This window comes from Carnobacterium divergens (assembly GCF_900258435.1).
Classification (GTDB): domain Bacteria; phylum Bacillota; class Bacilli; order Lactobacillales; family Carnobacteriaceae; genus Carnobacterium; species Carnobacterium divergens_A.
In genome coordinates this window covers 1,017,652-1,041,052 of record NZ_LT992558.1, presented here as the reverse complement: position 1 = coordinate 1,041,052, position 23,401 = coordinate 1,017,652, and the positions used below count along the sequence as shown (strand labels likewise).

The window sequence follows — 23,401 nt, the reverse complement described above, 5'->3', positions numbered from 1 at the left end:
ATGTGTTTTTCTAGTAATTTTCTTATGATGCAAAAATTTGATCAAGTTCTGCTTCTTTTAGCAAATGTTCTTCTTCTTCATTGATACGCTCAACATCAGCACCCAATGCTTGTAATTTTTTATGGAATTCAAAGTAACCACGATCCAAGTACTCTAAATGAGTTACTCGAGTGTAACCTTCTGAACATAAACCACTTAAAATCAAAGCTGCTGCTGCTCTTAAATCCGTTGCTGCTACTTCAGCACCTTGAAGTTTTGTTGGACCATAAATAACAAGAGATTGTCCTTCAACTTTAAATTGAGCATTCATACGACGTAATTCTTCCATATGCATGTAACGATTTTCAAAAACGGTTTCAGTCATCGTACTTGTTCCTTCAGCCATTAATTGAATTGCCGTCATTTGAGCTTGCATATCTGTTGGAAAACCAGGATGAGGCATTGTTTTTACATCCGTTGCTTTTAGTTTTTCAGGACCAATAATACGTAGTCCGTTTTCTTCTTCAATAATGGTTACATTCATTTCTTTTAATTTTGAAATTAATGGTTTATTATGTTCTGCAACTGCATCTTCCACCAAAACATTTCCTTGAGTCATTGCTGCTGCAATCATAAAGGTTCCAGCTTCAATACGGTCAGGAATAATTGAATGTTCAACGCCTGTTAATTCTGCAACGCCTTCAATTCTAATCGTTTCTGTACCCGCTCCGACTACTTTTGCTCCCATTCGGTTTAAGAAGTTCGCAAGATCCACAATTTCTGGCTCTCTAGCTACGTTTTCGATTGTAGTAGTGCCTTTAGCTAATGTTGCAGCCATCATGATGTTTTGAGTTGCTCCTACACTTGGGAAATCAAGGTAAATACGAGCGCCTACTAATTCATCGGCAAAGGCTTCAATATAGCCATTTTCGATATGTACTCGCGCACCCATCGCTTCAAAGCCTTTTAAATGTAAATCAATTGGTCTTGTGCCAATCGCACAACCACCAGGTAACGCTACTTTTGCATGTCCTAAACGTGCTAGTAGTGGACCCATTACAACAATTGATGCACGCATTTTGCTTACATATTCAAAAGGTGCTTCAAAATTCAAATCATGTGTTGCATTAATTTGAACTTCTTTATTTTTTTCATTAAATGCTACGTCTAAGTTTAAGTGGTGTAATACTTCATTGATTGTGTATACATCTGATAAAGTTGGAACGTTTGTCAGCTTGCTTTCTCCAACACTTGCTAAAATTGTTGCTGCTAAAATTGGTAAAACAGCATTTTTAGCACCCTCTACTTTAACTGTTCCTTCAAGACGTTTCCCGCCACGAACAATTATTTTTTCCATGTTAACCCCTCCGAAAAATCTCAGTTAATTCCTTCATTTAAAATTACGTTATTTTATTATACGTTTATGCCACTTTTGGCATTATATCACGAACATCGTTGTTTAAACAAATTATTAACTAGTAATGTAAAAAAACTTATGGAAATTTAATCTAATTGAGTAAAAATATTAGATTTTTAGATAAATTTAAAAATTCTAAAACAAAATTACTGACGGTATATCCAATGGTAATTGAAAAAAAGACATACAAAATTCGTGCTTGTGCAACATGATTTTTTTTTATCCAAGATTCAATTCTCAAGCCTTTTAAAGCCCAAAATGAAACCATAATAAAAAAGATATTTGTTGCAATTCCTATGATGGCTTGAACACCTAAAAGGTTCATTTTTTCTACCATCCTTTCGTTATTTAAATATATGCTACCATAAATACATAAAAAAATAAATCATTCCTATTTCATTTGCAACATTCTTAATATTTAAGGCGAACCTTAATTGTATAGTTATACATTTTTTTATCTTTTCTATGTAGGGATTTATATCTATTTGTTATTTAAAATATAAAGTCAAGACAATAAAAAACAAGTACGCTTCAATTAATCATGATTAATTGAAGCAACTTGTAACTTTTTAGCGACGATGTTTTGACACACTGATACGATTGATTGCTTTATTAAGTGCAACCGTTGCTCGTTGAACAGCATCTCGGTCTTCTTTTTCATGCGCTTCTTGAATTCGTTTCTCAGCTCTTGATTTTGCACGTTCCGCACGATCAAGATCAATGTCACGTTCGCGCTCGGCACTGTCTGCAATAATCGTACAAACATTGTCACGAACTTCCATTACGCCACCATTCACAGCGATTGCATCTTCATGGTTTTCAGAATCCACTCGTTTAATACGAACTTCATCAATGGATAAAGGAACAATAATAGGCGCATGTTGAGGTAAAATCCCCACTTCTCCATCAAGTGTTTTAGCAATCACCATTTTTGATTGGTGGTTGTAAACAATACCATCTGGGGTAACGATATTTACTTTTAAAATAGCCATAGTTACTCCTCCTTATTAAAACCCTTGCGCTTTGGCTTTCTCTACTACTTCTTCGATACGACCAACACTTCTAAACGCATCTTCTGGAAGATCATCGTATTTCCCATTTAAAATTTCTTTAAATCCGCGAATCGTTTCTGAAACAGGAACATAAGAACCTGGTTGACCTGTAAAGGCCTCAGCCACATGGAAGTTTTGAGATAAGAAGAATTGAATACGACGAGCACGTGATACAAGAACTTTTTCATTATCAGATAATTCATCCATTCCTAGAATGGCAATAATATCTTGTAATTCACGGTAACGTTGTAAAATTTGTTGAACTTCAATTGCAACTTTATAATGCTCTGCTCCAACGATTTCAGGTGCTAATGCACTTGATGATGATGCTAATGGATCCACAGCAGGGTAAATTCCTTGTTCAGTCAATTTACGCTCTAAGTTGGTTGTTGCATCCAAATGGGCGAAAGCTGTTGCTGGCGCTGGATCGGTATAGTCATCGGCAGGTACATAGATTGCTTGAATCGATGTAATTGAGCCTTTTCTTGTTGACGTGATACGTTCTTGTAATTGACCCATTTCTGTTGCAAGTGTTGGTTGGTACCCAACGGCAGAAGGCATACGACCTAATAAGGCAGATACTTCAGATCCTGCTTGCGTGAAACGGAAAATGTTATCAATAAATAACAAAACATCTTGACCTTCATCGTCACGGAAATATTCAGCAATTGTCAAACCAGTTAAAGCAACACGCATACGCGCGCCAGGTGGTTCATTCATTTGCCCAAATACCATGGCTGTTTTTTCAATTACGCCAGACTCTCTCATTTCAAAGTATAAGTCGTTCCCTTCACGAGTACGTTCACCTACACCGGCAAATACAGAGATTCCGCCATGTTCTTCCGCAATGTTGTGGATTAATTCTTGGATTAATACGGTTTTACCAACACCGGCACCACCAAATAGACCAATTTTACCACCTTTTAAATAAGGAGCAAGTAAATCAATTACTTTTATTCCTGTTTCCAAAATTTCAGTACTGCTGCTTAACTCATCAAAAGTGGGTGCACTTCTGTGAATTACGTCACGTCTATGATCGGCTGGGAAAGGTTCTTTCAAATCAATTGTTTCACCTAAAACATTAAATACACGACCTAATGTTTCAGTACCTACAGGAACCGAAATTGCTTTTCCAGTATCTACAACATTCATTCCACGTTGTAAACCATCCGTTGACTCCATTGCAATCGTACGGATTACGCCGTCACCAAGTTCCAAAGCAACTTCTAAAACCACTGTTTCAGTGTTTTCATCTGCTGTTCCTTGTTTATTTTTAATTTTTTGTACAATAAGGGCATTGTTAATATCAGGTAATGATCCATCTAATGGGAATTCCACATCGACAACGGGTCCAATTACTTGAACAATTTGACCTATACTCATTCGTTTTTCCTCCCACTTATTAAACTATTCTAATGCCGAAGCTCCACCGACAATTTCGGTAATTTCTTGCGTGATTGCGGCTTGACGTGCACGGTTATAATGGATGGTTAAATCATCAATAATTGATTTAGCATTATCCGTGGCACTCTTCATGGCACTCATTCTCGCAGCATGTTCCGCAGCCTTGGCATCTAATATGGCGCCGTAAATCAAACTTTCGGCATATTGTGGCAATAGAATATCCAAAATAGCTTCTTTAGAAGGTTCGAAAATATATTCCACTTCATATTCAACGGATTCGCTAGCATCCAAATCGCTTAATGGCAACATTTTTTCAGCACGATATTGGAACGAGATTGAATTAATATGGTGATTGTAACAAACGTACAATTCATCAAATACTTCATTTTTATACATTTCTGTTGCAGTTCTTGCAATTTCTCTGACCTCTTCAAATGAAGGTTGATCGCTGATATTGCGAAGTTCGTAAGCTAAGTTCATCCCTCTTGTTTTAAAGAAGTTCGCTGCAGCTGAACCCACTGCCATAAAAACATATTCATCAGATGATTTATGATCTTTTGTAATCATGTCAACTGTTGATTTAATAACAGAACTATTGTAGTTACCAGCTAAGCCCTTATCTGAACTAATAACGATATAACCAGTTTTTTTCACGGGTCTTTCAATCAGCATATCGTGAAAATCTACATTGGATGCAGAGTTTGAACCGATTAAATTGCTATCTTCAATCAAAGCTAGTTGAGTCGCTGCCATATGGGTAACGACTTCTCTAACTTTTGACGCGTAGATTTGGAAACCTGCTGCAACATCTTCAGCTTTGCCTAATTTTGCACCCGCAACCATTTGCATAGCACTTGTAATTTGACTTGTCTTTTTAGTTGAAGCAATTCTTTTTTTGATATCAATTAAAGAGGCTGCCATTTATCTCCACCGCCTTTATTTTGTTTCAGATTCGTCTTTTTCATCTGCTGAGCTTGAAGCTACACCCATTGGTAAAAAGATTTCTTTAAATGCAACGATTGCTGCATCTAGTTTTTCAGAATCTGGTAAATCTTTTGTTTCAGTAATTTCAGCTAATATCTCTGGTTTTTCTTGATCTAAGAAGTCAAAGAATTCTTGTTCAAAGCGTAAGATTTCGTCTACTGGAATAGAGTCTAAGAAACCATGTGTCAATGCATATAAAATCATTACTTGTTTTTCAACAGCTAATGGTGCATGCAAGTCTTGTTTTAAAATTTCAACTGTACGACGTCCACGGTTTAACTTCGCTTGCGTTGCCGCATCCAAATCTGAACCGAACTGAGTAAAGGCTTCTAGTTCACGGAAACTTGCTAAGTCAAGACGCAAAGTTCCTGCTACTTTTTTCATCGCTTTAATTTGAGCTGCCCCACCTACACGTGACACAGATAAACCAGCTGCAACAGCGGGTCTTGTACCAGCGTAGAACAAGTCACTTTCCAAGAAAATTTGTCCATCTGTAATCGAGATAACGTTCGTTGGAATATAAGCTGAGATATCGCCTGCTTGTGTTTCAACGAAAGGCAATGCTGTCATTGAACCGCCACCTAGTTCGTCGTTTAGTTTTGCTGCACGTTCTAATAAACGTGAGTGTAAATAAAAGACATCCCCTGGATAAGCTTCACGACCTGGAGGACGACGAAGAAGCAAGGAAATTTCACGGTATGCCGCTGCTTGTTTTGATAAGTCATCAAAAACAATTAGGACGTGTTTGCCGTTGTACATAAATTCTTCACCCATCGCACTACCAGAATATGGTGCAATAAATAACATTGGCGCAGGTTGAGAGGCACTAGCTGTGACGACGATTGTATAATCCATCGCACCAAATTTTTTCAATGTTTCTACTTGGTTACGAACAGTGGATTCTTTTTGACCAATCGCTACATAGATACAAATCATATCTTTGCCTTTTTGGTTAATAATTGTATCAATTGCAATACTAGTTTTCCCTGTTTTACGGTCACCAATAACAAGTTCACGTTGACCGCGACCAATTGGAACAAGTGCATCAATCGCTTTTAATCCAGTTTGAAGTGGTTCTGAAACAGATTTACGTTGCATAACGCCAGGCGCTAAGGTTTCAACAGGACGTGTTTTAGACGTTTTGATTTCGCCAAGTCCATCGACTGGTTGTCCTAGTGAATTTACAACACGACCAATTAAGGCTTCTCCAACTGGAACTTCCATAATACGTCCTGTTCTTCTAACTTTATCCCCTTCACGAATTTCTTCGAAAGGTCCTAAAATAATAATACCAACATCATTTGACTCTAAGTTTTGGGCCATTCCGAAAACGCCGTTTGAGAATTCTAATAATTCCCCAGCCATAGCATTTTCAAGTCCGTATGCGCGCGCGATTCCGTCACCGATATATGTTACCGTTCCAACTTCATCCACAATTAATTCATTACGGTATCCTTCTACTTGTTGCTTAATTAGAGCACTGATTTCTTCAGCTTTAATGCCCATTACCTCTTCACCTCTTCAACCTTTTACATTTATTTAGCAATTTGTTTTTTCAATGTTTCTAAATTTAACCGAATACTACCATCAAAAATTTGATGTTCAGCTTCGATGATTACGCCACCTAAAATCTCAGGATCAACAACTTCGTCAAAAATCACTTTTTTACCGTCTAATTTTTTTACAAAAACATCCGCTAAACGTGTTTTTTGTGCTTCAGTTAAAGGCACTGCTGTTGTTACTTTCGCTAAAATTGTCCGGTTTTTGTGGTCATAAAGCTTTTCAAATTCATCCACGATCAATTCCATGTCGCCCATGCGATCATAATCAAAAATCATTAAGACAAAGTTTTGCATCAACTCTGGAAAATTCTTAATTAAGTTGTCCACAATCGGACGTTTTTGAGCAAGTGTTAATCTGGCATCTGATAAAACTAAGCCCAACCCAGGGTTTTCGCCAAAAATTTGACGAATATCCATCATATTATCAAAAGCTTCTTTGATACAGTCGTGCTCTTCTGCTAAATTATAATATGCTTTTGCGTAACGAGTTGCTACTGTGTGCTTATTTAATTTCATTTGTCATCAGCCAACCCTTCAATGTACTCATCGATTAAAGCGGCATGTCCCTCACCTGTAAGTTCTTTACCGATTAGCTTCGCTGCAATTTCCATTGATAGTTGACTCACATCACTTTTAACGCTTTCTATTGCTTTTTGTTTTTCCATTTCGATATCCAACTGTGCTTCAGCTTTGATGCGTTCTGCATCTTCTTTCGCCTTTTCCAACATATCACGTTTGATTCTTTCACCATTTTCTCTAGCGTTGTTTAAAATAGTCAAAGCTTCATTACGAGTCTCATCCATTTTTTCTTTTCCTTCAACAGCTAAACGATTGGCTTCAATACGAGAGTTTTCTGCACTGTCAATATTTTTCGAAATTTGCCTTTCACGTTCCTCCATAATCCCCATTAGAGGTTTCCAAGCAAACTTTTTTAGAACTAACAATAGCAATAAGAAGGCTAATAAGACAAAAATTGTATCTCCAGCACTGGTAGATTCTCCTAATACTAAATCGTACATTCCCGACACTCCTTCTAATCACTTATTCATAGATGAACCAAAAAGGCAGATGTTATGAAACAAAAATTTCTCCGCCTTTTATTTGTTCTATTTAAATACTAAGATAAAGGCAATAACTACTGCCATAATCGGAACAGCTTCAATAAGACCGACCCCGATAAACATCATCATTTGTAAGCGACCTTGTAATTCTGGTTGACGTGCTACTGATTCGATTGTTTTTGAAATAACTTTTCCGTTCCCTAATGATGCTCCGATTGCTGCTCCTGCTACTGCGATTGCTGCTCCAATTAAACCCATGATAAAATTTCCTCCTTAAGAGTGTTACACTCTTTTTCTAAATTTAATTACTGTTAATGATTGTTACTCTTCTGCTTGCACTTTGTGTGCCATGTAAACCATTGTCAAGGTTGTAAATACAAAAGCTTGAATACTTCCGATAAAGATAGAGAAACCTTGCCAAACCATTTCTAATGGAATCCCAATGATCCATGTTAAAATACCGTGGCTTTGACCAAAACTTGCAATCAAGCCTAATAAAATTTCACCTGCATACACGTTACCATATAGACGCAATGCTAACGTTAATGTATTCGTGAATTCTTCCAATATTTTAATAGGAAGTAAGAACGATACTGGTTTAATATAACTATTTAAGAAATAGTTTTTAAATCCTTGTTCTTGAACACCAAAAAAATGAGTCAATAAAACGACCATCAAAGCTAGAGATAAACAGACGATTGGGTCTGCTGTTGGACTCTTCCACGCTTGATAACCTCCGATTGTTAGCATAAAAGGCAATCCCATCATATTAGATACAAAAACAAATAATAACAAAGTAAAACCTAATAATTGGAACTTTTCTCCCTTTTTACCAGAAATCGGTCCTGAAATAATGGTTCGAACAAAATCCACAATCCATTCGATAAAGTTTTGAGCTCCTGTCGGCTTGATTGCTAGCTTTCTTGTACAAAAGAAAACAACAAGAAAAACAATCAAACATGCAGTAAGAACTGTAACCATGTTTGTGATATTGAAACCCAACCCAAACAAATGAATTATTGGAGCCTTATGTTCCACAACTTTCACCTCTTTTCCAAAATTGAACTTTCATCCAACGAAGTTAGGTAAAACAAAACAGAGCGATGATTGAAAAAATGAATCTATGATACCTCTTATTTTATCTTTAAAGCCTTTCGTTGATCCTCTCTATTCTATCATAAATAAGAACGCTTTTACTATTATAAACTTTGTTTTTATTTATTCTTCAAAAGGATAATTCACAGCTTATCAAGGTATCATTTTTCCAAGTTCACTCTTTAACATTTGCTATCATACCACCATTCTTTCTAAAATACAAAGCTTTTTGAAAAACATTTCTGTTTTTCAAAAAAAACCTTTGATAGCAACGTTAATGCATTAATATTATCTATTTTTTCTATTAGAAACTCTCCATTTAGGAATAGAATTTATTTAATCTGTTTTTCACAAATTCGGTGAATTCATGATAGCTAACTATGATAGCGCTTTATGTTTTAGTTTCTGAAATTTTTTTATTTAAAATAAAAGAACTTTTTCTTCTTTATAAAAGACACCAAAAACCTCTCTATTTATTAAAAAAATTTCTGTCAATTAAACATTGACAGAAATTTTTGGTTTCATTTTAATCGTTTATTTAGTTCCAAACAAACGGTCGCCAGCATCCCCTAATCCAGGAACGATATAGCCGTTTTCATCTAATTTTTCATCTAATGAGGCTACATAGATATCCACATCAGGATGAGCTTCTTGTAAGGCTTTCACGCCTTCTGGAGCTGCTACGAGACAAACAAATTTAATGGTGGTTGCGCCACGACGTTTTAAGGCATCAATTGCCATAATCGCAGATCCTCCAGTTGCTAACATTGGATCAACTACTAGCATTTGACGTTCATTAATATCACTTGGAAGTTTTACAAAGTACTCAACTGGTTCTAATGAATCATGGTCACGGTATAGCCCGATATGACCAACTTTAGCTGCTGGAATCATTTGAAGCATTCCGTCAACCATTCCAAGACCGGCTCTTAAAATTGGAACGATGGCAACTTTTTTACCAGATAATTGTTTTTGAACAGATTTTACTAAAGGCGTTTCGATTTCAACATCTTCTAATGGCATATCTCTTGAAACTTCGTAAGCCATTAACATAGCTATTTCATTAACAACTTCCCTAAACACTTTTGTTCCTGTTTTTGTTTGGCGAATCATTGTTAACTTATGTTGAATCAACGGATGATCTAATACTTGGAATTTACCCATTTTTTTCAGCCCTCATTTTCTAAAAATTTTTTTAAACAATTCTATTGTAATTGAAATCGCTGTATATAGCTAGTAAAACTTTGTTTTTTTTGCGTTTTTTTTGAAAAAAAGACCATTCAGAAAAACGAGGCTCTGAATGGTCTTGGCTTTTATTTTTCAGTTGGGTAAAGTGGATAGCGATCCGTCAAAGCGCGTACCTCTTTGCTGATTTCTTCCAGTTTACTAGTTTCTTCTTTAGCTGTTAAGGCCGCTACGATTAATGAAGCGACTTCTTTTGACTCTTCTTCAAGGAACCCTCGTGTTGTAATGGCTGGCGTTCCAATTCGGATACCGCTTGTTTTAAATGGACTTAAGGTTTCAAAGGGAATGGTATTCTTATTTACAGTAATGCCTACGCTGTCTAAAATAGCTTCGGCTTCTTTACCGTTTAACCCAAAATTAGTGACATCTAAAAGCAATAAGTGATTGTCTGTTCCTTGACTAATCAAATGGCCCACAGAGCCGTTAAAAACAGATTCCATTGCTTTCGCATTTTTAATAATTTGAGTAGTATAAGCTTTGAAGCTTGGTTCCATTGCTTCTTTAAAGGCTACTGCTTTTCCAGCAATCACGTGTTCTAATGGTCCACCTTGAATTCCTGGGAAAATAGCACTGTTTAAGGCTTTTCCATATTGTTCCTTGGCTAAAATCAAACCGCCGCGAGGGCCACGTAAGGTTTTATGAGTGGTTGAGGTTACCACATCTGCATAAGGAACTGGATTTTGATGATCTCCTGTTGCTACTAGTCCAGCAATATGAGCCATATCGACCATTAAAAAGGCACCCACTTCATCAGCGATTTCTTTGAATTTTGCAAAATCAATGGCTCTTGAGTAAGCACTTGCTCCAGCAATAATCATTTTTGGTTTGCCTTCAAGGGCTTTCTTTTTAACTGCTTCGTAATCGATCATTTCCGTTTCTTTGTCGACGCCGTAAGCAATAAAGTGATAGGTTTTTCCGCTAAAGTTAACAGGTGAACCATGGGTTAAATGCCCACCATGAGTCAAATCCATCCCTAAAATAGTATCTCCTGGTTCTAGAAAGGCATTAAACACAGCCATATTCGCTTGTGAACCTGAGTGTGGTTGAACATTTGCGTATTCTGCACCAAATAGCTCTTTTACTCGATCTATTGCTAAATTTTCTACGATATCTATGTACTCACAGCCACCGTAATATCTTTTGCCAGGATAACCTTCTGCATACTTATTGGTTAAAATACTTCCTTGAGCTGCCATAACGGCTTTAGAAACAAAGTTTTCTGAAGCAATCAACTCAATATTGTGTTCTTGACGATCACGTTCTTGATCAATTGCGCCCCATAATTCACGATCAAATTCTTCAAAATTCAACTTCAACACTCCATCCCTTTTAAGTTGTCTTTAGTATAGCATTTTTTTTATGAGATTTCTCTTTTTTTGCTTTAAAAGTTCGTTAAAAATATTTTTTTCCAGCAGATTTTTCTAATCGATTCATATAAGCCTCTCCAAAATCACTGGTAGAATAAGCTTCTGCTAAAATAACAGTAGCATCAGTATTTTCAAAAAAACGCAAACCCGCATATAAATAGTGAGAAGCATCTTCAATGTTCGTTTTTTTACCCAAAGAAAAAACAGCACTTACTTGATTTTGAAAATAGGAAATGCGTTCTTCATTTGCTAATAATCCCACTTTTTCGCCCAATGCAAGGTAATGGTTAATTGCTTCTTGCCATTTTTGGTTATCGCCATCTACAATGATGACTGGTTCTGCTGGAGAATAGTGTGTGTATTTCATGCCAGGAGCTTTTGGTGTTTCTTTTTCTCCAACTAAATGTTGATCAATAGAGATTGAACCAATTACCTTTTCTATCTCCTCTTTAGTGATGGCTCCTGGTCGTAAAATCATAGGTTGTTCAGGATTTGTGATATCTAAAACAGTTGACTCTAAGCCTAGCCCAGTTTGTCCATCTTCTAGAATCCCAGCAATTTTCCCATTTAAATCATGGTAAACATGTTCACTAGTGGTAGGGCTTGGGCGACCAGAAGTATTGGCACTTGGACCCACTAAGGGGGTATTTGCTTTTTTTATCAACTCAAGAGTTGCAGAATTATTTGGCATGCGGATTGCAACACTTGCTAAACCGGCTGTTACCGTAGGTGCAAAAACGCCTTCTTTTGCATTGAAAATTAACGTCAATGGACCTGGCCAAAAACGGTTCATCAGCTGTTGTGCAATTGCTGGAACTTCTTCAACTAAATCAGTCAACTCTTTTTTTTCAGCGATATGAACGATTAAGGGATTGTCACTAGGACGTCCTTTTGCTAGATAAACTTGCTGTACAGCTTTTTCGTTCATCGCATCTGCGCCTAAGCCATAGACGGTTTCCGTTGGAAAAGCGACTAATTCTCCTGCTTTTAATAATTCGGCAGCGTTTGTAATCTGATTTTTTTGAAATCGTTGAGTTTTCATTTAAACTCCTTCTTTCTAAATAAATTATGGCAATTGGACAAAAATCATGCGATCATGCCCAGTTAAGTCTTTTTCGATTGTTACGTGACTTGCGGGGAAAGCTTCTTGGAATAGAGCAGCGACCGCTTTTCCTTGTTTAAACCCGATTTCTACTATAATTTGACCTTTTGGTTTCATTAAAGAAGGCAATTCTTTTGCTAATCGTTGGTAAATAGCTAACCCGTTTTCTTTGGCAAATAGTGCTAGATGAGGCTCATTTGTTAAGACGACTTCATCAACTAATGGTTTCTCCTCTTCTGAAATATAGGGAGGATTTGAAATAACGACATCAAATTGTTTTTTTGCAACAGGTTCCGTTAAATCTCCCTCTAAAAAGAGCACCTCTGCTTCAAGTAGTGTCGCGTTTTCTTTTGCAACAAGTAGGGCTTTTTTTGAAATATCAACGGCTGTTACACAATCTTGCGGGCGTTCTTTTTTGACAGTAATGGCAATTGCTCCACTTCCTGTTCCGATATCTAAGACTGCTAAACGTCCTTTTTCAGGGGCATTCATTTTTAAAAATTTTTCGATAATTTCTTCTGTTTCAGGGCGAGGAATCAATGTATCTTTTGTCACTTTAAATTGGCGATCATAAAACCATTCGTAGCCTAAAATATGTTGCAGAGCCTCGCCATTAATGAGAGCATCTATATCTTTTTCAAGTTGTGCTTTTGTTTCAGTTGAAATTTCAGTTTTGAAAGCAAGAATTAAGTCCGTTTTATTCCAGTTTAATCGTTCTAGCAACAGGCGTTCGCTTGCTCGTCCATCTAGCTGATGTTCTTCTAAAAAAGAAGAAGCCCAATGAAGGACTTCCTGATAGGTTGGATTAGTTGCCATTTTTCATTTGCTCCAGTTTTTCGGTTTGATCAAAAACAACGAGTGCATCAATTACTTCATCAAGTTTTCCTGCTAAAATTTGATCTAGTTTTTGAATCGTTAAACCGATACGGTGATCTGTTACACGATTTTGTGGAAAATTGTATGTTCTAATTCGCTCCGAACGGTCTCCTGTTCCAATTGCAGACTTACGGTTGGCGTCGTACTCGCTTTGCGCTTCTGTTTGCAGCATATCGTACACACGAGCACGTAGAATTTTCATCGCTTTTTCTCTATTTTTAATTTGTGAACGTTCGTCCTGCATTGCAACCGCAATTCCAGTTGGTAAATGCGTTAAACGTACTGCTGAAGCGGTTTTATTGACGTGCTGTCCACCGGCGCCGCTGGCATGATAAATATCTGTACGAATGTCTTTATCTGCTAAATTCAATTCAACTTCTTCCGCTTCTGGCATCACCACAACCGTTGCTGTTGACGTGTGGATACGACCTTGTGATTCTGTTGAAGGAACACGTTGAACACGATGAGCGCCACTTTCGTATTTTAATTTTGAAAAGACGTTGTTTCCAGAAATCATGAAAATAATCTCTTTGTAACCGCCAATTCCTGTAATGTTGGCTTCTAAGACTTCTGTTTTCCAGCCTTGACCTTCTGCATATTTTTGGTACATGCCAAACAAATCTCCAGCAAATAGGGCTGCTTCATCGCCACCAGCTGCACCACGAATTTCCATGATAATATTTTTATCGTCATTTTCGTCTTTTGGTAATAGTAAAATTTTGATTTTTTCTTCAATTTGTTCTTTTTCTTTTTTTAAATCAGACAATTCTTCTTTGGCCATTTCAGCCATATCTGAATCTAGATTTTCTCCTAGCATTTCTTCTGTATCGGCAATATCATTTACAACTACTTTATAACGACGATAAACTTCAACGGTTTCGCGTAATTGTGATTCTTCTTTTGTTAATGCCATTAAGCGTTTTGTATCACTAATAACTTCTGGATCGCTTAATAATTCGCCAAGTTCTTCATAGCGACCTTCAACGCCTTGTAATTTATCAAACATTGTGTGGAAACACTCCTTTTAGGTTTTCTTTAATTGATTGGTGGGTGGTGATAATGCTTTCGACAAACGGGAAAATAAGATTCGTTCCCGCCAATTTGAATCTGTTCGCCAGTGTAAATAGGTTTTCCATCAACCATTCTCATGTTCATAATGGCTTTTTTATGACAATACCAACAAATCGTTTTCATTTCTTCGATTTTATCTGCGTAAATCAATAGATATTGTGAGCCTTCAAACAGTTCATTTCTAAAATCATTTTTCAAGCCAAATGCCATGACTGGAATATCTAATTGATCGACAATATTCGCAAGCTCATGGACGTGTTTTTTGGTTAAAAATTGAGATTCATCAATCAGCACGCAGGCTGGTTTAAAACCAATTGTTTCAATTTCGTTTAGAATGTTTGTATTGTCAAAGATAGGGATAGCTTCTCTACGAAGGCCAATTCGGCTTGAAACGATGCCAACTTCATCTCGATCATCTATTCCGCTAGTCATAATGACAACTGGTTTATTTTGTTCTTCATAGTTATGCGCTACTTTTAAAATCTCAATCGTCTTGCCACTGTTCATTGCGCCATACTTAAAAAAAAGTTGTGCCATGCTCTTTTTCCACCCTTTTCTTTCTATAGGAATCCATCTAGCATTATACTGTAAAATGGTGAAGATTTCATCTTTTATTTATAAAAGCTTGATCAAATGGCCTCAAAACGAAAAACCTTTAAACACATTGAAACTGTTTAAAGGTTTTTTTAGACAACTAACTGATTAATCTGCTACTTCATAAATTCTTCTTAAGACTTGATTTAAGTAGTCCATCACTTCATAGTTTTCCACTATTTGAAGAAGTTCACGGTATTCCTTAGCTGTTAAGTTAATTTTCGGATTTTTAAAGAAATTTCGCTTCCGTTGTTCAATTTCTTCTTTCATTGTAGTAAGTTGGTTAGATTGAATAAACGCTTCGATTAAATGACGATTGATTCTTCTTTTCAAACGGTGTTCTGATGGTGTTAACTGTTTTAAATGAAACTCCTCTGGATCAGATTCAAGTTTTACTAAGTAATCTAAATAAATCATCCATGTATGTTCTAAATAACGAACTTTTTGATAAATATCATTGTATTCTTTCAAAGTTAATTTGGGTTTTGTTTGTTTTTTTGCATTAGTCGTTTTTCTGCTTCGACTAACGTAAATTTCTCTATCTGCAGAAATGGTCTCCTTTAAGATGGTCGTTTTTTGTACCTCATTTTGATCATTGGTTAAGTCTAAGCTAGCTTGATGGTCTTGTTTAACTTCTATAAATTTAACTTCTTTAGGGAGACTTTTATGAACAAGGGGCTCAGCCGATTCAATGGGAGGTTGACTGCTTGTAGTTGGTTGTTGCAACTGTTCTTTTAACAATTTGTTTTCATACTTTAACTGTTGAATAAAAAGCGTCAATTCTTTTTTTTCATACTCAAAGGTTTCAGTTTTATTCACCAATTTTTGCTCTATTAAAGCTAAATTTTCCATTAATTTTTGTTGTTCTTCTAAAAAAACAATTGCGTTTGCTTTTTGTCTCGTTTGTGCTTCTACTTTATGTTCAAGTTTAGCTACTAGTTCTTCTCCACGCTCGTTAAGTTGTTGGATTTGATTAACTTTTTCCAAAATGCTTTGTTGTTCTTGTTCCTTACTTTCTAAGGTTGCGCTATACAATTCAAGTTGGCCATGTTGTCTGTTGAGTTTTTCAAGATCATCATTGTTTGTTTGGTTCAGTTGGTTTTGCAAGCTTATGCTTGTGGCTTGAATTTTTTGAATTTGTGGCTCTAATTGATTTATTTTTGTAGCAATTGTGGTGTAGTGATTTTCTAACTTCTCTTTTTTGATTGTGAAAGAATCTAGATTTTCAGATAGCTTTGTTAACTCTACGTGCTTGTTTTGCAATTGTTTCTCCAACGCTTCATCTAACTCATAGGTTGTTGCAAGCTGAGTATCCATCGTTAAAATCTGTTGGCGTAGCAAATCTATCTTTCCAACGATTTTTTGAATCAACGGATTCGCTGTTTCAATGAGTTGGGTTGCGTTTGGAATCTGTTTCATAGCCGTTTTTGATAACTTTTCTGGTGAAATTCTAGCTGTTAAATTTTGACTAAGACGTTGAATTTCAATTTTTTTCCAATTGGCTAAAATACTCCCTGTTGCATCGACTCCTTGCTTCATTAAGGCGTCTCGGATTTCGATTTTGCTGAATTGTTCGTATTGATAAATAAATTTTAAGAAAAAATTCAAACATAAGCGAATGCGATGTGATTCAGTCACTAGATAAGCTTGATAGACTTGCATGTAAGGATTATTTTTTTCAAAATGATGGTGGTAATTTGTTAGAACTGCGATAATTTCTTGTTGATTTTGAAGCAAACTATTTTCACCGCGTACTTCAATGATAACTTGTTGTTTTAAATCAGCGACGGTTTCTGGATTGCTAATGTCAATAATTTGTTCATGGCTAAATTCACTAATATTTGTTGTAACATATTGATTAATTTCCTTAATTAGTTCACTTTCTTTTAAAAGAGTTACTCCACCCCTGGCATCTTTTAATAACACACTTTCTCGATTAAAACACTTGATGCTTATCATTATCTCTTCCAATATAGTCCTGGTCCCTTTTTTCTATATAATCATCCAAATAACGTACCTTGTTATTTTAACTCATTTTTATAAAAAATACACTCCTTATTTTTACTATTATTCTTGGTAAAAATAAATACGTAACTCCTAGAAACTATTTATTTTTGTTTAAATTTTAAGTTTCTCATGAGGATGTTGAGTTTTTTTAATAAAAATTCAAAAAAACTATGCTATGATATGTTAGACTATTATGAAGTATTTTTGGAGGGAACAAGTGTGAGTATACGAAGCAACTTTGCCATTACGGTGGGGAAAACAACAAGATGGGGACTCCATACCTTTTTTAAAGGTGGTAGCAGTCTACCTGGCGTGATTACAAAAAAATTAGATCCAACGGTTCTTGGCGCATTAGCGAAAGATTTTGAAGTTGTGATCGTTACTGGAACAAACGGTAAGACGTTAACAACCGCTCTTACTTATCAAGTTCTAAAACAAAAATATCCAGATATTATTACAAACCCGACTGGTGCAAATATGCAACAGGGGATTATTTCAACGTTTCTAACCCATCACTCTTTTAAAAAAACAACACATAAAAAAATTGCCGTTTTAGAAGTTGATGAAGGAAGTTTAGTTCATGTAACCAAATACATTAAACCAAAGGCGATTCTCTTTACGAATGTTTTTCGTGATCAAATGGATCGCTTTGGAGAAATTTATACGATTTACCGGATGATGACGGATGGCGCAGCTCTTGCACCAGATGCAACCATTGTCAGCAATGGCGATGCCCCTATTTTTAATTCGGTAGAAACAGTCAATCCTCGAGTTTATTTTGGCTTTGACCATTTGCCTGATGGTGAAGAAATGGCTCATTTCAATACAGATGGCGTCCTTTGTCCTCATTGTCAAAATATTTTACATTATAAATTTATTACTTATAGCAATTTAGGAAAATATTATTGTCCTAATTGTGATTTTAAACGTCCTGAATTGACTTATCGCTTAACTGAAATGGTTCATACAGATCATGAGTCTTCTGAATTTAAAATTGATGGCGAATCATTTAAAATCAATGTGGGTGGCTTATATAATGTCTACAATGCGTTATCAGCTTACTCAATTGGTCGTATTTTCGATGTTTCTCCAACAGATATTCGCAAAGGCTTCCAGCTATCGGAAAAAGTTTTTGGCCGTCAAGAAAGTATCCACATTGGCGACAAAGAAATCATTATCAATTTAGTTAAAAATCCTGTTGGCTTGAATCAAATTTTAGAAATGATTGCGCTAGATCCAGAACCTTTTTCACTGGTTTCAGTACTCAATGCAAATTATGCAGATGGGATTGATATTAGTTGGATTTGGGATGCCAATTATGAAAAAATTCAAGAAATGAACATTCAACAAGTAACAGCTAGTGGGGAACGTGTTGAAGACATTGCGATTCGTTTAGAAGTTGCTGGTGTTCCAAAAGAAGAATTAAAAGTTATTCCTAACTTACAAGACGTGATTAAAGACTTTAAAAATGCACCGACTAAACGTATTTATGTTTTAGCAACGTACACTGCTGTTTTACAATTACGCAAAGAATTAGCCAACCAAGGGCATGTAAAGGAAGGGATGTAAGATGTACAACTTAAAAGTCTGCCATCTCTATGGAAATCTTTTAAACACCTATGGAGATAATGGCAATCTCTTGATGTTAAATCATCGGGCAAAACAAAAAGGCATTCAACTAGATATTGAAGTGATCAGCTTAAAAGAAGCGTTTGATCCAGCTAAATATGACATCGTCTTTTTTGGTGGCGGTCAAGATTATGAACAACTCATTGTTTCAAAAGACATTCAAGATAAAAAAGAAGCCTTAACTCAATATATCGAAAATGACGGCGTTACGGTTGCCATTTGTGGTGGCTATCAACTACTTGGTCATTACTATATGGATGCCAGTGGCAATAAAATCGATGGAATTGGTGCCTTAGATCACTACACATTGAGTCAAGACAACAGTCGCTTTATTGGGGACATTGTCATTAAAAATGAAGAATTTGGTGAAACCTATGTTGGGTTTGAAAATCATAATGGGATGACCTTCCTTGGTAAAGACGAAAAACCGTTAGGGATTGTCCAAAAAGGCAAGGGAAACAATGGCAAAGATCAAACTGAGGGTGCAATTTATAAGCAAACCTATTGTTCTTATTTCCATGGACCGTTACTGGTAAAAAATACAGTTTTAACGGATCGTGTGTTAAAAGCAGCAATGAAAAATCGCTATCCAGAAATTGAATTGGCTGATTAAAAAAAAGCATCTTACATAAACTTGTAAGATGCTTTTTTGATTAATTCTTAGTCGCCTCTAGCATAAATAATGATGCGTCTTGGTTCATAAATAACTGACTTCCATGATAAAAGGTTGTTGCTTTTACATCTGTAAAACCGATTTTTTTCATTGTTTGAATCAATTCTTGCTGTTTAAACCCTGAATGAACGTTATCGGAAACTACTGCTTCATTGTAATCAAAATCAATGATTAATAACTGCCCGTTTCTATTAAGGGATTGATACAAATTCGAAAGCAAGGATTCAATCGTTGGGACATGGAGTAAGACTTGAACTAAAAATATACAGTCTCCATGTAACTTAACTGAGGGATTTAGTTCAATATCTAAGCAGAGGGTTGTTGCATTTGAGACTTGTTGATTGTTGATTTTTTGTACCACTATTTCAACCATATTTTTTGAAGCATCCACAAATTGAATGGATTTAAAATCACTCAACAATTCCATACCTACAAGTCCCGTTCCACAGCCATAATCAATTGCTGTTTGTTGGTTTCCTTGAGGGTGTTGTTGACGAATAGCATCCGCAATTATTTTAGCTATTTTTCTTCGCTCGTCATTTTCATAGTTTGGAGCTATTTTTTCAAATACTTGAATATTTCCCATAATACACCTCTTTGCAGTCAGTTATTTATTGTTTAAATTGTTCTTTTACATAACGATGGTACAACTCATGTGTTTCAACTAATTCTTGATGTGTGCCTTCACCAGTTACCTCGCCATGCTCAATAAATAAAATCTTATCTGCATGAACAATTGTTGAAAGGCGGTGAGCAATAATCAAGGTCGTTCTTCCATTCATTAAGTTCGTCAACGCTTTTTGTACCATTTCTTCTGATTGGCTATCTAAACTAGCTGTTGCTTCATCTAACATCAAAATCTTAGGATCACGTAAAAAGGCTCTTGCAATAGCTAGTCGCTGACGTTGCCCACCAGATAGCTTAACCCCTCGTTCGCCAACTTCTGTGTCTAATCCATGTGGCATTTCTGAAACGAATTGACGAGCATAAGCGAGTTCCAATACGTGCCATAATTCTTCGTCAGAAAATGCTTTGTTGATGCCATAGCCTAAGTTATCCCGTATTGTTCCGGATAGAATGGCACTTTCTTGCGCCACATAGCCAATTTGAGAGCGCCACGAATACAACGACACTTCTTTCAAGTTATGGTTTCCAATTGACATTTCACCCGCTTGTGGCTCATAGAAACGTTCTAATAAAGAAAAAATTGTTGATTTCCCTCCACCACTTGGACCTGCAAAGGCCACTACTGTGTTCGGTTTTGCTACAAAGGAAATATTTTTTAAAATAGGGTGTGCCTCATCATAAGCAAACGAAACAGCCTCTACTTTAAGTTCTTTCCCCGTCACATCGACAGCTTCGCCAACAGTAAAATCTTCTGCTTCCATTGCTAAAATTTCTGAAAGACGTTCTGTTGAGCCTTTTGTTTTTTGTAGTTGTGAGAAAAATTGTGCAAATTGAGCAGCTGGAGCGATAATTTGAACTAAATAAAGTAAAAAGGCAATCAAGGTTCCATTCGATAAGCTTCCATCTGCTACTCTTAATGCTCCGTAAGTTAAAATCCCTACAAAAATACTCATCATCACTAAAATCATAATTGGGCCAATCACTGATTGAACTTTAGCTTCTGAGACTCCGATATTAAATAATTTTTTTATTCCGTCTTCACCGTGTTCTTTTTCAACCGTTTCTCCATTTGAAGCTTTTACTAAACGAATTTCAGATAACGTTTGACTTGTAATTCCAGTAAAATCAGCGGTTTCTTTTTGCAGTTTTTTGGCAATTTTATGCATCATGCGACCTACTGGCATTAGAACTAGCATTACAATGGGTACCGAAATAAAAATCATCAGCATCATACGCCAATCCATAATCGTTAAGATAATTAAGGCACCCACCATTGAGATGATACTTGTAATAAAACTTGGAAATTGATCTGCTACTAACATTTTTACGGTCGTTGTATCGTTAATCAATCGGCTTACCGTTTCCCCCGTTTTGGTATTTTCATAATACTGAACTTTTAAGGTGATTAATTTATTCCAAACTTGTTTTCTTAATTTTGCTACGATTTCTTCCCCAACGTAACCTAACATAAATGAGCCTATGCTACTGATTAAGGCTTGAAAAATGAAGGCTCCGATAATTAAGGCAATCAGTCCTACCGAAATGCTAGCCATACTAAAGCCATCTATTAAGTTTTTAGTTAATAATGGAACTGCTAATCCCGCTAAGGTTGTAATCGTGCTTAAAATCAATCCAAAAACCAGCAGACTTTTTCTAGGCTGTGTATTGCGAATTAATTTAAAGAATGCTTTCCATGAATAATGTTCGCCCTTTGTGACAATCATTTCTTCTTCACTTTCTGGTACTTCTCTCATTGCTCTTTTCCTCCAAAAAATTTAGTCATAAATTCGTTGTGTTCTTCTTCGTTTTTAAATTCAGACGGATGATGAAAGAAATCAACACGATCCATTCCATCAGGATGATTTTCAAAGTCTGAAAAAGGATGACCTGGATGTCTGCCTCTTTCTCGTCCTCCAAAATCAGGTCTTCTTCTTATTTGTTGCATGTGTTCAAACCATTCTTCTCGTTGATCTTTAGAATTGGTTAATAATTTTTCTAGTAATCGATTCAATTCTGCTTGTTCTTCTTCATCTAAGCTATTGAAAAAAATCTCGCTAAAATCACCGATTTTATCTGATTTTTCTTCGCTTGCTGTTATACCTGACTCAGTAAGATGAATCAATGTCACGCGTTTATCTTTTTCATCTTTTTTACGAGTAACAAAACCTGATTTTTCTAATTTTTTAATCAGTTCAGAAACAGAAGATGGACGGATATCTAGTTCTTCTGCTAATTGGCTAGTCGTCATTTCACCGTTATGTTTCTTTAATATTCCTAGAACTCTTTGTTGACTTGAAAAATGTTTACCTCCCCGATTCATACTCATAAACCCCATCATTCTGTGGTTTTGTCTCATTAATTGTTCAAAATTTTTAAATAGTGTCTTGGTTAATTCACTCATATTTTACACCTCAATTAGTTTTTTTATTTTTAAATAGGTACCTAACAATTAACATCATACACCCTCTTACATAAAAAAGCAAACTATTTAGGTACCTAATTATTAATTTTTTATTTATACAAAAAAAGAGTAAGTAGAAATACTTTTCTACTTACTCTTTAACTCACTTAACCGTTCGATTTAACGATTTTCGTTTCCAGGAGTTGAAGCAATTATTTGTAATTTTCCATCAATACTCCACTGTTTGATGCCATTTGGTAAAATAAAATGAACCCCTTTTGTTAAGGGATAACTTGAACCGTCTACTAAAGATAGCTTTCCTTCTCCTGCTAAAACACTCACTAATGTATAGGGTGCAGTTGCTGTAAAATCAGCTTTTCCAGTAATATCCCACTCATACACATCGAAGAAATCCGATTCAACATAAGTCGTTACTTCAACATTTTCATGATTTTTTGTCTCAATATGCAAGACTGGATCAATATGAGGAATCGTCGTTACATCAATGGATTGTTGAATATGCAATTCCCGTAAATTTCCTTGATCGTCTTTGCGATCATAATCATAGACACGGTAAGTGGTATCACTGCTTTGTTGGGTTTCAAGTATCATAATCCCTGCTCCAATTGCATGAATCGTCCCACTTGGTACATGGAAAAAATCGCCTTTATTGACTTTAATACGACGTAATAATTGATCCCATTGTCCAGACTCAATCATCTGTTCCAATTCTTCTTTACTTTTAGCATGATGCCCATAAATGATTTCAGAGCCTTCGTCTGCGTCAATTACATACCAGCATTCTGTCTTACCTAGTTCACCTTCATGCTTTAACCCATACGCATCGTCTGGATGAACTTGAACAGATAAATCATCATTGGCATCTAAAATTTTAGTTAATAAAGGAAAAACGTCTCCTTTAGCATTTCCAAAAAGATCGCGATGTTGGCTCCAAACCTCCGCTAAGGTCAGTCCTTTGTAGGGGCCATTTTTAACAATACTTGGGCCATTGGGATGTGCACTGATCGCCCAGCATTCTCCAACTTTATCACTTTGCAAAGAATATCCAAAAACGTCTTTTAACTTTGTTCCACCCCAGATTTTCTCTTGTAAAACGGCTTCTAAAAATAATGGTTCATTCACGTGTTTGTTCCTCCTCTACTTTTTACATTCTTTAGTTTACCATAGTTGAAAACGATTTTATGAAAATTAGTCATTTTGTAAGTTTTTTTTAATAATTTGACTAGTCTTTTTG

Annotated in this window: 23 protein-coding genes; 2 read left to right on the top strand and 21 right to left on the bottom strand. The window is 35.9% G+C overall.

Translation table 11 applies throughout. The annotated features are described in order from the left end of the window. Positions 1-22 precede the first annotated feature (22 nt). The 17 genes from murA to CDIMF43_RS05260 form a co-directional block, all read right to left on the bottom strand. Positions 23-1,336: a UDP-N-acetylglucosamine 1-carboxyvinyltransferase gene (gene murA, locus CDIMF43_RS05340; RefSeq protein ID WP_109841398.1), complete on the bottom strand. Its 1,314-nt coding sequence runs from the start codon at positions 1,334-1,336 to the stop codon at positions 23-25. Between the two features lie 151 nt (positions 1,337-1,487). Then, positions 1,488-1,721, bottom strand: a complete 234-nt coding sequence (locus CDIMF43_RS05335; RefSeq protein ID WP_034571047.1) for a DUF1146 family protein — start codon at positions 1,719-1,721, stop codon at positions 1,488-1,490. Between the two features lie 244 nt (positions 1,722-1,965). Next, positions 1,966-2,388 (bottom strand): F0F1 ATP synthase subunit epsilon, encoded by a 423-nt coding sequence (locus CDIMF43_RS05330; protein ID WP_074401942.1) that lies wholly within the window; start codon positions 2,386-2,388, stop codon positions 1,966-1,968. 15 nt (positions 2,389-2,403) lie between these two features. Continuing rightward, on the bottom strand, positions 2,404-3,831 hold the full coding sequence (gene atpD / locus CDIMF43_RS05325) for a F0F1 ATP synthase subunit beta (RefSeq protein ID WP_074401941.1): 1,428 nt from the start codon (positions 3,829-3,831) through the stop codon (positions 2,404-2,406). Positions 3,832-3,855: 24 nt separating this feature from the next. Beyond that, positions 3,856-4,773, bottom strand: a complete 918-nt coding sequence (locus CDIMF43_RS05320; RefSeq protein ID WP_074401940.1) for a F0F1 ATP synthase subunit gamma — start codon at positions 4,771-4,773, stop codon at positions 3,856-3,858. 15 nt (positions 4,774-4,788) lie between these two features. After that, a complete protein-coding gene (gene atpA, locus CDIMF43_RS05315; RefSeq protein ID WP_109841397.1) occupies positions 4,789-6,342 on the bottom strand; it encodes a F0F1 ATP synthase subunit alpha in 1,554 nt (517 codons plus the stop codon). A gap of 29 nt (positions 6,343-6,371) precedes the next feature. Beyond that, positions 6,372-6,914, bottom strand: coding sequence for an ATP synthase F1 subunit delta (gene atpH, locus CDIMF43_RS05310; RefSeq protein WP_034571062.1), 543 nt, complete (start codon positions 6,912-6,914; stop codon positions 6,372-6,374). Further along, positions 6,911-7,417, bottom strand: coding sequence for a F0F1 ATP synthase subunit B (gene atpF, locus CDIMF43_RS05305; protein WP_109841396.1), 507 nt, complete (start codon positions 7,415-7,417; stop codon positions 6,911-6,913). Before atpF ends, atpH begins: the two co-directional genes overlap by 4 nt. Positions 7,418-7,504: 87 nt before the next feature. Continuing rightward, positions 7,505-7,717, bottom strand: a complete 213-nt coding sequence (gene atpE / locus CDIMF43_RS05300; RefSeq protein ID WP_074401938.1) for a F0F1 ATP synthase subunit C — start codon at positions 7,715-7,717, stop codon at positions 7,505-7,507. A gap of 63 nt (positions 7,718-7,780) precedes the next feature. Then, positions 7,781-8,497, bottom strand: a complete 717-nt coding sequence (gene atpB, locus CDIMF43_RS05295; protein ID WP_074401937.1) for a F0F1 ATP synthase subunit A — start codon at positions 8,495-8,497, stop codon at positions 7,781-7,783. Between the two features lie 591 nt (positions 8,498-9,088). After that, the gene (gene upp / locus CDIMF43_RS05290; protein ID WP_034571091.1) at positions 9,089-9,718 is read right to left on the bottom strand and encodes a uracil phosphoribosyltransferase; all 630 of its coding nucleotides are present in this window, start codon (positions 9,716-9,718) and stop codon (positions 9,089-9,091) included. Between the two features lie 149 nt (positions 9,719-9,867). Continuing rightward, entirely contained in the window at positions 9,868-11,109 is a 1,242-nt protein-coding gene (glyA, locus tag CDIMF43_RS05285; protein WP_109841395.1) for a serine hydroxymethyltransferase, read from the bottom strand. 82 nt (positions 11,110-11,191) lie between these two features. After that, positions 11,192-12,208 (bottom strand): L-threonylcarbamoyladenylate synthase, encoded by a 1,017-nt coding sequence (locus CDIMF43_RS05280; RefSeq protein ID WP_109841394.1) that lies wholly within the window; start codon positions 12,206-12,208, stop codon positions 11,192-11,194. A gap of 24 nt (positions 12,209-12,232) precedes the next feature. Then, on the bottom strand, positions 12,233-13,084 hold the full coding sequence (gene prmC, locus CDIMF43_RS05275) for a peptide chain release factor N(5)-glutamine methyltransferase (protein ID WP_109841393.1): 852 nt from the start codon (positions 13,082-13,084) through the stop codon (positions 12,233-12,235). Further along, on the bottom strand, positions 13,074-14,150 hold the full coding sequence (gene prfA, locus CDIMF43_RS05270) for a peptide chain release factor 1 (protein ID WP_074401933.1): 1,077 nt from the start codon (positions 14,148-14,150) through the stop codon (positions 13,074-13,076). The genes prmC and prfA overlap by 11 nt, the downstream gene beginning before the upstream one ends. 29 nt (positions 14,151-14,179) lie before the next feature. Beyond that, on the bottom strand, positions 14,180-14,752 hold the full coding sequence (locus CDIMF43_RS05265; RefSeq protein ID WP_074401932.1) for a thymidine kinase: 573 nt from the start codon (positions 14,750-14,752) through the stop codon (positions 14,180-14,182). 165 nt (positions 14,753-14,917) lie between these two features. Then, a complete protein-coding gene (locus tag CDIMF43_RS05260; protein WP_109841392.1) occupies positions 14,918-16,768 on the bottom strand; it encodes a hypothetical protein in 1,851 nt (616 codons plus the stop codon). 267 nt (positions 16,769-17,035) lie between these two features. On the opposite strand from CDIMF43_RS05260, the gene CDIMF43_RS05255 reads away from it, so the two are divergent. Both CDIMF43_RS05255 and CDIMF43_RS05250 read left to right on the top strand, forming a co-directional pair. Beyond that, positions 17,036-18,385 carry a Mur ligase family protein gene (locus CDIMF43_RS05255; protein ID WP_109841391.1) on the top strand — a complete coding sequence of 450 codons (1,350 nt, stop codon included), beginning with the start codon at positions 17,036-17,038 and terminating at the stop codon, positions 18,383-18,385. A gap of 1 nt (position 18,386) precedes the next feature. After that, on the top strand, positions 18,387-19,058 hold the full coding sequence (locus tag CDIMF43_RS05250) for a type 1 glutamine amidotransferase (protein ID WP_074401930.1): 672 nt from the start codon (positions 18,387-18,389) through the stop codon (positions 19,056-19,058). A gap of 40 nt (positions 19,059-19,098) precedes the next feature. On the opposite strand, the gene CDIMF43_RS05245 is transcribed toward CDIMF43_RS05250, so the two are convergent. From CDIMF43_RS05245 to manA, 4 genes are all read right to left on the bottom strand, one after another. After that, complete coding sequence (locus CDIMF43_RS05245) at positions 19,099-19,704, bottom strand: class I SAM-dependent DNA methyltransferase (protein WP_109841390.1); 606 nt, start codon at positions 19,702-19,704, stop codon at positions 19,099-19,101. A gap of 25 nt (positions 19,705-19,729) precedes the next feature. After that, positions 19,730-21,499: an ABC transporter ATP-binding protein gene (locus CDIMF43_RS05240; RefSeq protein WP_199198150.1), complete on the bottom strand. Its 1,770-nt coding sequence runs from the start codon at positions 21,497-21,499 to the stop codon at positions 19,730-19,732. Next, positions 21,496-22,146, bottom strand: coding sequence for a MarR family winged helix-turn-helix transcriptional regulator (locus CDIMF43_RS05235; protein WP_109841389.1), 651 nt, complete (start codon positions 22,144-22,146; stop codon positions 21,496-21,498). Before CDIMF43_RS05235 ends, CDIMF43_RS05240 begins: the two co-directional genes overlap by 4 nt. 180 nt (positions 22,147-22,326) lie before the next feature. Next, on the bottom strand, positions 22,327-23,289 hold the full coding sequence (gene manA / locus CDIMF43_RS05230) for a mannose-6-phosphate isomerase, class I (RefSeq protein WP_109841388.1): 963 nt from the start codon (positions 23,287-23,289) through the stop codon (positions 22,327-22,329). Positions 23,290-23,401: the final 112 nt, after the last annotated feature.